The sequence below is a fragment of the Streptosporangium sp. NPDC006930 genome (genome assembly GCF_040635605.1).
Classification (GTDB): domain Bacteria; phylum Actinomycetota; class Actinomycetes; order Streptosporangiales; family Streptosporangiaceae; genus Streptosporangium.
Genome location: NZ_JBEYID010000051.1, coordinates 1 through 13,293 on the forward strand (window position 1 = coordinate 1; position 13,293 = coordinate 13,293).

The 13,293-nt window shown below is 70.4% G+C and carries 2 protein-coding genes; both read right to left on the reverse strand.

Features of this window, described 5'->3' with window-relative positions; all coding sequences use genetic code 11:
- Positions 1-7,829 (reverse strand): SDR family NAD(P)-dependent oxidoreductase (locus ABZ664_RS39185; RefSeq protein WP_362522320.1); only part of this gene is annotated, 7,829 nt, incomplete at its 3' end.
- A gap of 40 nt (positions 7,830-7,869) precedes the next feature.
- On the reverse strand, positions 7,870-13,284 hold the full coding sequence (locus ABZ664_RS39190) for an SDR family NAD(P)-dependent oxidoreductase (RefSeq protein WP_362522323.1): 5,415 nt from the start codon (positions 13,282-13,284) through the stop codon (positions 7,870-7,872).
- Positions 13,285-13,293 lie beyond the last annotated feature (9 nt).

A 13,293-nucleotide genomic window follows, 5' to 3' on the forward strand; every position in this document is an offset into this window, starting at 1 on the left:
CCCGCCAGCAACCCCCCACGATCCCCGCCGACCACCACCGCACGATGCTCGAACACCGACCGCGACCCCACCAGCGAGAACGCCACATCGGTCAGACCCAGCTCACCGCGCGTGTCCATGAACGCCGCCAGACGACCCGCCTGCGCCCGCAGTGCCTCCTCGGTCTTGCCCGACACCACCCACGGCACCACACCCGCGGCCGAACCGGCATCACCGGTCTCCGGTTCCGCGACCTGCGGCCCCTGCTCCAAAATCATGTGTGCGTTGGTGCCGCTGATCCCGAACGACGACACACCCGCCCGACGCGGACGGCCCATGTCCGGCCAGTCCATCGTCTCGGTCAGCAGCTCCACCGCACCCGAGGCCCAGTCCACGTGCGAGGACGGCTCGTCCACGTGCAATGTCTTGGGCAGCACCCCGTGCTGAAGAGCCATGACCATCTTGATCACGCTCGCCACACCCGCCGCCGACTGCGCGTGACCGAGGTTCGACTTGATCGACCCCAGCAGGATCGGTCGCTCCTCCGGCCGGTCCTGACCATAGGTGGCCAGCAGCGCCTGCGCCTCGATCGGGTCACCCAGCGTCGTCCCCGTGCCATGCGCCTCGACCACGTCAACCTCGGAGGGAGACAGCCCTGCGACAGCCAGCGCCTGGCGGATCACCCGCCGCTGCGAAGGACCGTTCGGCGCGGTCAGACCGTTGGACGCGCCGTCCTGGTTGATCGCCGAACCCCGCACCACCGCCAGCACCTGGTGGCCGTTGCGCTGGGCGTCCGACAACCGCTCCAGCATCACCAGGCCGACGCCCTCGGACCATCCGATGCCGTCCGCCGAGTCGGAGAACGCCTTACACCGGGCATCCTGCGCCAGGCCGCCCTGCTCACCGAACTCCGCGAACGCCGCGAGAGTCGTCATCACCGTCACACCGCCGGCGAGGGCCAGTGAGCATTCCCCATTGCGCAACGCCTGTGCCGCCATGTGGATGGTCACCAGCGACGACGAGCACGCGGTGTCCACCGTCACCGCCGGCCCCTCCAGCCCGAAGGTGTAGGAGATCCGGCCGGAGGCCACGCTGCCCATCAGGCCGGTCATGATGTAACCGAGAGACTCCTCCCCCGGCGTGTAGCCCGAGCCTGAGGCACCGATGAACACGCCGGTCTCGCTGCCGCGCAACGAGTCCGGATCGATGCCCGCGCGTTCGAGGACCTCCCAGGCCGTCTCCAGCAGCAGTCGCTGCTGCGGGTCCATCGCGAGCGCCTCACGCGGCGAGATCCGGAAGAACTCCGCGTCGAACCCGGGCGCGTCGGAAACGAACCCGCCCTTCAGGCCCAGAGCGCTGTACCCTTCCCAGCCGCGGCCGGCCGGCAGCGGGGTCATCACGTCCTGCCCCTCGACGACCAGCCGCCACAGATCCTCCGGAGAGCTCACCTCTCCGGGGTAGCGGCAGGCCATCGAGACGATGACGATCGGGTCGTCTCCGACCGAGACCGTGGCCACCGGCAGGATGGCGTCGCCGTGCGCGCCGAGCACCTCGCTGAGCAGATGCTCGCCGAGCACGGCGGGGGTGGGGTAGTCGAAGACGAGGGTGGAGGGCAGCCGCAGCCCGGTGGCCACGTTGAGGCGGTTGCGCAACTCGATCGCGGTCAGCGAGTCGAAGCCCAGCTCACGGAACTCCCGCCGGACGTCCACCGCCGTGGAGTCCGAGTGTCCGAGGACTGCCGCGGCCTGACTGCGGACCAGATCGGTCATGAACCGGGTCCGGTCGGTCTGCGTCAGTCCGGCCAACTGCCGCACCAACGCTCCCTCATCGGCCGCACGCGCCACCGCCGCCGTACGGCGGGTGCCGCGCACCAGCCCGCGCAGCAGCGGAGGCACCAGCTGAGCGGGCATCGCCGGCAGGTTCAGCAGGACCGGGAGCACCAGCGGTGCGTCCGACCCCAGGGCCGCGTCCAACAGCGCCATACCCTGCTCGGTGGTGATCAGCGGCAGCCCGGCCGAGGTGATTCGCTGCACATCGGCCTGCGACATGGCCCCGGTCATCCCGGTGGCCTGCGCCCACAGTCCCCAGGCCAGCGACAACCCCGGCAGCTCCTGCGCCCGGCGCCGCGCCATCAACGCGTCCAGCCAGGCGTTCGCCGCCGCGTAGTTACCCTGACCCGCGTTGCCCATCACCCCTGCGAACGAGGAGAACACCACGAACTCGGCCAGATCCAGGTCCTGGGTGAGTTCGTGCAGGTGCCAGGCGGCGTCCACCTTCGGCCGCAGCACCGCATCCAGCCGCTCCGGCGTCAACGAGGTGATCGTGCCGTCGTCCAGCACACCGGCGGTATGGATCACCGCGGTCAGCGGATGGTCGGCATCGACCTGCGCCAGCAGCGCCGCGACCGCGTCCCGGTCGGCCATGTCGCAGGCCGCGACAGTGACCTCGACACCGTGCGCGATCAGCTCGCCCTGCAACTCGACCGCACCCGGAGCCTCCAGACCCCGGCGGCTGACCAGCAGCAGATGCCGCACCCCCCGCTCGGCCACCAGGTGCCGGGCCACCTCCGCACCCAGACCACCGGTGCCGCCGGTGATCAGCACCGTGCCCTGCGGGTCCCAGACCCGGGGCATGGTCAGCACGATCTTCCCGGTGTGCCTGGCCTGGCTCATGAACCGGAACGCCTCCCGGCCCCGCCGCACATCCCACGCCGTCACCGGCAACGGCCGCAACTCACCGGCCGCGAACAGCTTCACCAGCTCGTTCAACATCTGCCGCAGCCGCTCCGGCCCGGCATCCGCCACGTCGAACCAGTGATACTTCAGCCCGGGGAAGCTCTCCTGGTCGCGGATGTCGAGCTTGCCCAACTCGATGAACCGGCCCCCCGGACGCAGCAGCCGCGCCGAGGCGTCGATGAACTCACCCGTCAGCGAATTGAGCACCACATCGATGCCCCGCTCACCACACACCGCACCGAACCGCTCCTCGAACTCCAGGGTGCGCGAAGAGGCGATGTGGTCGTCCGGGATGCCCATCGACCGCAGCACATCCCACTTCGCCGGACTCGCGGTCGCGAAGACTTCCACCCCCAGCCGTTGCGCCAACTGGATCGCCGCCATCCCGGTCCCACCGGTGCCGGCATGGACCAGCAGCGACTCGCCTTCCCGCAAGCCGGCCAGTTCCATCAGCCCGTAGTAGGTGGTGAGGAACGCCACCGGAATCGTCGCGGCCTGCTCGAACGAGCAGTGATCGGGAATCTTCACCAAGATCACGGCTTCGGCGACGACCACCGGGCCGAACCCGCCATCGGCCAGACCCATCACCCGATCCCCCGGACGCAGATCCTCGACCCCGGGACCGACCTCCAGCACCACCCCGGCGACCTCGCTGCCCATCAGGCCGACCTTGTCCTGGAACCACCCCAGCGCGTTCAACCCGTCCAGCAGGTCACGGAAGTTCACCCCCGCCGCACGCACCGCCAGCCGAACCTGACCAGCCTCCAGCGGCTCGGCCGCCTGCGGGAACGGAAGCAACTCCAGCGCGTCCAGACTGCCCTTGGCCCGGCTGCCCAGCCGCCACGCCGTACCCGACGGAGGCAACAGACCCGCACCCGAGGTCAGCGACGCCAACCTCGGCACCCGCACCCCACCCTCGCGCACCGCAACCTGCGGCTCATCCAGCGCCGGCATCGCGAGCAGTACGTCGCGCAAAGTGGCGAGCGAGGAATCCTGATCATCCAGGTCGACCAGGACGAACCTGCCCGGATTCTCCGACTGCGCCGACCGCATCAGGCCCCACACCGCCGCGGCCGCCAGATCGGTGACCGCCTCGCTCTCGCTCACGGCCACGGCACCCCGCGTGACGAGCACCAGCCGCGAATCGGCACACCGCTCATCGGCCAGCCACCCCTGCAGCAGGCCCAGTACCCCAGCCGTCACCGCATGCGCCGAGATCGCCTCATCCTCGACCTGCCCGGCCCCGACCTCGGCCAGCACCACCTCTGGCACCGGCCCCGCCTCGGTCAGTGCCGACAGATCACGATGAACCGCGACCGGCTGGTCGGCCGACTTCCGCACTCCGGCAAAGCCCAGCGGGTCCGGCTCGAACCCCGCAAAGCCGACCACTGCCACCGGCACCGGATCGACCATGGGAAGCTCAGACAGCGGAGCCCAGTCCAACCGGAACAACCCGTTCCCCGCCGTCGCCTGCCCGCCATCCGCGGCGGCGAGTTGGTCGGGTGAGAACGGGCGCAGCACCAGCGACTTCGCCGACAGCACCGGCTCCCCGGCAACGTCCACCGCCTCCAGTGACACCGAGTCGGCAGCGGTCCGGCTCAGTCGCACGCGCAGCATCGCCGCGCCGGTAGCGTGCAGGCTCACCTCTCCCCAGGAGAACGGCAACCGCGTCCCCACCTCGTCGTCCAGCCCGGCGAACGTCGAGGCGTGCAAGGCCGCGTCCAGCAACGCCGGGTGCACTCCGAACGCATCCGCACCCGACAGCGCCTGCTCGGGTAAAGCAACCTCGGCGAATACCTCGCCCCTCTCGCCCCACCAGGCCGCCCGCAATCCCTGGAACACCGGGCCGTAGACGAGCGAGCCCTCGGCCAGTCGGTCATAGAGGCCGTCCAGCCCGATCGCGGTCGCGCCGACCGGCGGCCACACCGTCGTGTCGAACGGCACGACGGCCCGGCTACCCGTGGCGAGCGTGCCGGTGGCGTGCCGCACCCACGGCACGTCGTCGGTGGCCTGCGCCGACCGGGCGTAGATGTTCACACTCCGGTGACCTGACTCCTGCGCGGCGCCCACCCACACCTGCACCGCGACGGCGTCGGCCTCGCCCAGCACCAACGGCGCGACCAGGGTCAGCTCCTCCACCAGGTCACAACCGACCTGGTCACCGGCCCGCACCGCCAGCTCAAGGAACCCGGTACCAGGGAAGAACACCATCCCGGCCACCGCGTGATCGACCAGCCACGGATGCGACGAGAGCGACAACCGCCCGGTCAGCAACACCCCGTCCGAGTCGGCCAGACCGACCGCAGCACCCAGCAACGGGTGATCCGTCGCGGCCAGTCCCGCCGCGGCCACATTCCCAGCCCCGGCTCCCGTTCCCTCGGGCCAGAAGCCCTGATGCTGAAAAGCGTAGGTGGGCAGATCCACCCGTCGGCCACCGGTCAGCACCTGCTGCCAGTCGACCTTCACGCCGCGCACGAACAACTCCGCGGCCGAGACCAGCACCCGATCCAGGCCACCCTCATCGCGGCGCAGCGTCCCGGCGATCACGGTGACGGTGTCGGTCTCGTCCACACACTCGCCGATACCGACCGTCAGCACCGGATGCGGACTCACCTCCACAAACACCCGATACCGCTGCTCCAGCAACTCTCCGATCGCCGGAGCGAAGCCCACCGTGCGCCGCAGATTCTCACACCAATACCCGGCCTCCAGCTCCGGACCCTCCAGCCACTGACCCGTCGCCGTCGACAGCATCGGCACCCGCACCGGCTGCGGCACCACCCCCGCCAGAACCTGCGCCAGCTCCTCGCCGATCAAATCGACCTGCGCCGAATGCGAGGCGTAATCCACCGCGACCCGCCGCACCCGCACCCCTTCTTCGGCAAACCGCTCGACCAGCCCTTCGACCGCCGCGACCTCACCGGCCACCACCACCGAGTTCGGGCCGTTGATCGCCGCTACCGAGATCCGCCCGTCCCAGGCAGCCACCCGCTCGGTGACCTGCTCGACCGGGAGCGCGACCGACGCCATCGCCCCCAACCCCGCCAACCGCTCACCGATCAAACGGCTGCGCAACGCCACCACCCGCGCGCCGTCGGACAACGACAGGCCACCCGCCACCACCGCCGCCGCGATCTCACCCTGCGAATGACCCACCACCGCATCAGGGCGAACCCCCAGCGACTCCCACACCGCCGCCAACGACACCATCACCGCAAACGACACCGGCTGCACCACATCCACCCGATCCAGCGACGGAGCCCCCTCCACCTGCCGCACCACATCCAGCAACGACCACTCCACGAACGGCTCCAACGCCGCCGCACACTCGGCCATCCGAGCCGCGAACACCGCCGACTCCTCCAACAACCGCGCACCCATCCCCACCCACTGCGCCCCCTGACCAGGGAACACCCACACCGACTTCCCAACCACATCGGCCACCCCGGACACCACACCCGCCGTGGGCTCACCGGAAGCCACCGCGCCCAACCCCGCCAGCAGACCCTTGCGATCCTCACCCACCACCACCGCACGGTGCTCGAACACCGACCGCGACACCACCAGCGAGAACGCCGTATCCACCAGCGCCACCTCACGATGGCCCTCCACATGCGAGACCAGTCGCTCGGCCTGGGCCCGCAACGCCTCGCCCGTACGACCCGACACCAGCAGCGGAACCACGTCGGCGGCCGGCGTCCGTACCTGCGGAGCGCCTTCTCCCTCCGGCGTTTCCGGCCCTTGTTCGAGAATCACGTGCGCGTTGGTACCGCTGACCCCGAACGACGACACACCCGCCCGACGCGGACGACCCGTCTTCGGCCACTCGGCCGACTCGGTCAGCAGTTCCACCGCGCCCGCCGACCAGTCCACGTGCGACGACGGCGCGTCCACGTGCAGCGTCTTGGGCAGGACCCCATGCCGCATCGCGAGCACCATCTTGATCACACCGGCCACGCCCGCGGCGGCCTGGGTGTGACCCAGGTTCGACTTGATCCCCCCCAGCAGCAGCGGACGACCCTCGTCCCGATCCTGGCCGTACGTCGCGAGCAGCGCCTGTGCCTCGATCGGGTCACCCAGAACCGTGCCGGTCCCGTGCGCCTCGACCGCGTCCACCTCGGACACCGAGAGCCCGGCCCCGGCCAACGCCTGACGGATCACCCGTCGCTGCGAGGGACCGTTCGGCGCCGTCAACCCGTTCGACGCACCGTCCTGGTTCACCGCGGAACCACGCACCACCGCGAGCACCCGGTGGCCGTTGCGGCGCGCGTCCGACAACCGCTCCAGCACCAGCATGCCCACACCCTCGGACCAGCTGGTGCCGTCCGCACTGTCGGAGAACGCCTTGCACCGACCATCGGGCGCCATCCCGCCCTGCGCGCTGAAGCCGACGAAGACCATCGGCGACGTCATCACCGTGATACCGCCGGCCAGCGCGAGCGAGCACTCCCCCGACCGCAGCGCCTGTACCGCAAGGTGCAATGTCACCAGCGACGAGGAGCACGCGGTGTCCACCGTCACCGCCGGGCCCTCCAGGCCCAGGGTGTAGGACAGGCGGCCCGACAGCACGCTGGCTCCCAGACCGGTGACGCCATGGCCCTGAAGATCCACCCGAGTGCTCATGATCAGGTTCATGTAGTCCTGGCCGTTGGTGCCCACGAACACCCCGGTGGAACTGCCCTTCAGCGAGGCCGGGTCGATCCCGGCCCGCTCGACCGCCTCCCACGTCGTCTCCAGCAGCAGTCGCTGCTGCGGGTCCATCGCGAGAGCCTCACGCGGCGAGATCCCGAAGAACCCCGCGTCGAACCCCGCCACATCCGACAGGAACCCACCCTGGACCTCGCCACCACCCCCGCCGTCGGATCCCAGCCCCGACGACATCCCCAGATCCCAGCCCCGATCGGCCGGGACCGGCGAGATCGCGTCCTCGCCCTCGGACAGCAACCGCCACAAATCTTCAGGAGAGGCGACTCCACCTGGAAAGCGGCATGACATCGACACGATGGCGATCGGCTCACGCTTGCCCGACTCCACCTCTTCGAGCCGTCGGCGGGTCTCGTGCAGATCGGTGGCGACCGACTTCAGGTAGTCAACGAGCTTCAGGTCTTCCGACATGGGAGAAGCCCTCCAGGCTATTCGCGTATGAGCCGGGACATCACAGGTCCTTGAGGCGACCCAGTTCGTTTTCGATGAAACCGAGGATGTCCTTGGTACTCGCCGAGTTGAGCACGTCGGCGACAGCGATTTCACTAGTTTCCGTGCTGCTCTCGCTCATCTTCGCCAGCAGCTGCCGCAGCCGGGTGACGATGCCGTTCCTGGCGAGATCGTCGAGCGCGGTATCGGAAAGCGCGGTCTCGAACCGGTTGAGATCAGCCAGCAATGACAACTCCGTGGCCTTGTTCGCTCCGGGCGCGATCTCCTCCAGGAGGTGTTCGGCGAGGCTGGCCGGGGTCGGGTAGTCGAAAATGAGAGTGGCGGGTAGCCGCAACCCGGTGGCCGCATTGAGCCGGTTGCGCAGTTCCACGGTGGTGAGGGAGTCGAAGCCCAGCTCGCGGAACTCTCGTCCGGGCTGGATCGCGTCCACCGACTCGTGTCCCAGCACCACCGCCGCCTGCGTGCAGACCAGGTCCATCATGAGCCGGACCTGCTCGGTGTGCTCCAGGCCGGCGAGCCGCTTCACCAGCTCCGCTTCTCCGCCCGCGAGGACCGAGACCGCCGAGCGGCGGCCCGCGCGGACCAGGCCCCGCATCAGATGCGGCACCTCGCCCACCGCCCGCAGCACCGACAGCTCCAGCCGCACCGGCGCCACCACCGCCCGGCCCGACCCGACCGCGGCCTCGAACGCCGCGAGGCCCTGCTCGGCCGACAACGCCGGCACACCCGTCCGGTTGATCCGCCGCATCTCGATCTCACCCAGCGTGCCGGTCATCCCCGCGTCCTGAGCCCAGGCACCCCACGCCAGCGACAACCCCGCCAGTCCTTCGGCCCGGCGCACCTGAGCCAGCGTGTCCAAGAACACGTTCGCCGCCGCGTAGTTGCCCTGACCAGGCGCTCCCAGCACTCCGGCGAACGAGGAGAACACCACGAACGCCGCCAGGTCCAGGCCCTGGGTCAGCTCGTGCAGATGCCAGGCCGCGTCCACCTTCGGCCGCAGCACCGCCCCCAGCCCCTCGGCCGTCAGCGACGGAATCGTGCCATCGGCCAGCACACCGGCGGTGTGGATCACCGCGGTCAGCGAATGGCCGTCGTCCACCTGCGCCAGCAGGGCCGCCACCGCGTCCCGGTCGGCCATGTCGCACGCCGCGACCGTGACCTCGACGCCGTGCGCGATCAACTCGGCCTGCAACTCCACCGCACCCGGAGCGTCCAGGCCCCGGCGGCTGGTCAGCAGCAGATGCCGTACGCCACGCTCGGCCACCACATGCCGGGCGAACAGCGCCCCCAGACCACCGGTACCACCGGTGACCAGGACGGTTCCCTCCGGGTTCCAGACCCGGCCGCCATCCTCACCGGAGTCGTCACCGAACGCCTCTGCCACGACATCCCCGGGCAGTACCCGTGCCAGGCGCGGAACCCGTACCTCGCCCCCGCGCACCGCCATCTGCGGCTCTTCGGACGCAGCCATCTCCGGCAGCCCTGACAGCGGGGATTCCTCATCCACGTCGACCAACAGGAACCGGCCCGGGTTCTCCGACTGCGCACTACGCACCAGACCCCACACCGCCGAGGCCGCCGGATCGGTGACCACCCCGCCATCGCCCGCCACGACCGCGCCCCGGGTCAGGAACACCAGCCGCGACTCGGCGAACCGGTCATCGGCCAGCCAACCCTGCAGCAGATCCAGAACGTGGGCGGTCAGCGCATGCGCCGACTCCACCACCCCGGCCGCCGACTCGGACACCACCTCCGCGAACACCACCGCCGGGACCGGACCCGCCTCGGCCAGCGACGGCAACTCCGCATGCACCGCCACCGCATCCCCGGCCTCGCGCAACGCCGGAGCCACACCCAGCGCATCCACGCCGAGCAGCGCCACCGACGGCACCCGACCGGCCTCCGGCACAGCCCTCGCGGGCGTCCACTCCATCCCGAACAACGACTCCCAGCCCGCCCCGACACCGTCGGAAACCCTCAGCCGCTCAACCTCGACCGGCCGCAACACCACGTTGCGCGCCGACACCACCGGCCCCCCAGCGGCATCCACCGCGCTCAGCGACACCGCATCCGAGCCCGTCCTGATCAGTTGCACCCGCAGCACCGACGCCCCGCCGGCGTGCAGACACACCTGCTCCCACGAGGACGGCAACCGGCCACCCTCCACCGGCTCCAGCCCGGCGAAGCTCACCGCGTGCAGCGCCGCCTCCAGCAGCGCCGGATGCATCCCGAACGAACCCGCACTCGACTGCGCCTGCTCCGGCAACGCCACCTCGGCGAACACCTCACCGTCAGTGCCGCGCCAGGCCGCCCGCAGCCCCTGGAAGGTCGGACCATAGGCGAAGCCGTCCTCGGCCAGCTCCTCATACAGCCCGTCCACCTCGATCGCGGTCGCACCCTGCGGGGGCCAGACGGACGCGTCGAACGGCGCGACCTCCGCCACTTCGGTCGCGAGCGTTCCGGTCGCGTACCGCACCCACGCCACCTCCTCGGCTGCCTCCGCCGAACGGGCATACACACTCACGCTCCGACGGCCCGACTCCTGCGGAGCCCCCACCGACACCTGCAGCGCGACCGTGTCCCGCTCACCCAGCACCAGCGGCGTGATCAGGGTCAGCTCCTCGACCACCTCGCAGCCGACCTGGTCACCGGCCCGCACCGCCAGCTCCACGAACGCCGAACCCGGCACCACCACCGAACCCGCCACCACACAGTCGGCCAGCCACGGATGCGACAAGAGCGACAACCGACCCGTCAGCACCACCCCATCGGAATCGGCCAGCCCGACCGCGGCGCCCAACAGCGGATGATCCGCCGCCGCCAACCCCGCCGCCGCCACATTCCCCGCACCGGAACCGGCCCCCTCGGGCCAGAACCGCTGGTGCTCGAAGGGATAGGTCGGCAGGTCGACCCGGCGCCCGCGCGGGAGCACCGAGCGCCAGTCCACCGGCACCCCGTGCACATGCAACTCGGCCAGCGCCGCCATGGACGCCGCGTGCTCATCCCGGCCCTTACGCAAAACCGGCACCAACACCGTGGGCAACTCGTGCACAGGTGCATCAGGGTCCGCCGTCAGCGTGTCCTGGGCCATCGCGGTGAGCACCCCGTCGGGGCCCAGCTCCAGGTAGGCCCGCACGCCCTGCGCCTGCAACGTACGGATGCCGTCGGCGAAGCGGACCGCGCCGCGGACCTGGTCCACCCAGTAGTCCGGCGAGCACAACTGCTCGGCTGTAGCCGCCCGCCCGGTCAGGGTCGACACGATCGGAGTCCTCGGCGCCCCGTAGGTGAGCCTGCTCGCCAGCGTGCGGAAGTCCTCCAGCATCGGGTCCATCAACGGCGAGTGGAACGCGTGCGACACCCGCAACCTCTTCGTCCTGATCCCCCGTTCCCGCAGGGCGGTGGTCACCTCCAGCACCGCCTCCTCGGTGCCGGCGATCACCACCGAGGTGGGGCCGTTCACCGCCGCGACCGACACCTCCTTCTCCCGCCCGGCCAGCAGCTCGGCGACCGCCTCCTCGGAGGTCTGCACCGCTACCATCGCCCCACCGGCGGGAAGCGCCTGCATCAACCGCGCCCGGCCCGCCACCAGCGCGCACGCGTCCGCGAGCGACAGCACACCGGCCACATGGGCCGCGGTGATCTCCCCGATCGAATGACCGGCCAGCACGTCCGGCCGCACCCCCCACGAGGAGACCAGCCGGAACAGCGCCGTCTCCACCGCGAACAGCGCCGGCTGCGCCCACCCGGTCTGGTCGAGCGCCTCCGCCTCCGCCGAACCCGGCTCGGCGAACAACACCTCACGCAACGACCCCTCAAGCAGCGGATCCAGCTCCGCGATCACCTCGTCCAACGCCGTCGCGAACACCGGGAAACGGTCATACAACTCCCGGCCCATCCCGGCCCGCTGACTGCCCTGACCGGTGAACAGGAACGCCAGCTGCGGCTCACCCGCCGCCACCCCGCGCACCACACCCGCACCCGGCAGACCCTCGACCAGACCACCCAGCCCGGCCAGCACACCCTCACGACCATCGGCCAGCACCACCGCCCGATGCTCGAACGCCGACCGCGTCGTCGCCAGCGAGAACGCCGCATCGGCCAGCCCCGGACCAGACTCACCCTCCAAGACCGACACCAGCAGCCCAGCCTGCGCCCGCAACGCCTCACCCGTCTTCGCCGACACCAACACCGGCACCACACCCACAGCCGGCACCCGGTCCTGCGAACTGTCCTCTCCCACTGGCGCTTCCGGCCCCTGTTCGAGGATCACGTGCGCGTTCGTGCCGCTGATCCCGAACGACGACACACCCGCCCGACGCGGACGACCCGTCCGCGGCCACTCCGTCGTCTCGGTCAGCAGCTCCACCGCGCCCGCCGACCAGTCCACGTGCGACGACGGCTCGTCCACGTGCAGCGTCTTGGGCAGCACCCCGTGCCGCATCGCGAGCACCATCTTGATCACACCGGCTACGCCCGCGGCGGCCTGGGTGTGACCCAGGTTCGACTTGATCGCGCCCAGCAGCAGCGGACGATCCTCGTCCCGGTTCTGCCCATAGGTTGCCAACAGGGCCTGGGCCTCGATCGGGTCACCCAGCTTGGTACCCGTACCGTGCGCCTCAACCGCGTCCACCTCGGACGGCGACAACCCCGCACCGGCCAGCGCCTGACGAATCACCCGCTGCTGCGAGGGACCGTTCGGCGCCGTCAACCCGTTCGACGCACCATCCTGGTTCACCGCGGAACCCCGCACCACCGCGAGCACCTCGTGACCGTTGCGGCGGGCATCCGACAACCGCTCCAGCACCAGCATGCCCACACCCTCGGACCAGCCGGTGCCGTCCGCGCTGTCGGAGAACGCCTTGGACCGCCCGTCGGCTGCTATCCCGCCCTGCGCGTTGAAGCCGATGAACCCCAACGGTGACGCCATCACCGTCGTACCGCCGGCCAGCGCGAGCGAGCACTCCCCCTGCCGCAGCGCCTGCGCCGCCAGGTGCAGCGCCACCAGCGACGACGAACACGCGGTGTCCACGGTCATCGCCGGGCCCTCCAGGCCCAGCATGTAGGACAGGCGGCCCGACAGCACGCTGGCCGAGAGACCGGTGACGCCGTGGCCTTGCACATCCGTCTGCGTACTTATGATCAGGCTCGTGTAGTCCTGGCTGTTGCTTCCCACGAAGACGCCGGTGTGGCTGCCCTTCAGTGAGAGCGGGTCGATTCCGGCCCGCTCGACCGCCTCCCACACCCCCTCCAGCAGCAGTCGCTGCTGCGGATCCATCGCGAGCGCCTCACGCGGCGAGATCCCGAAGAACCCCGCATCAAACCCCGCCACATCCGCCAGGAACCCACCCTGGACATCCACCCCCGTCCCCGACAACATCCCCAGGTCCCAGCCTCGATCGGCCGGGACCGGCGAGATCGCGTCCTC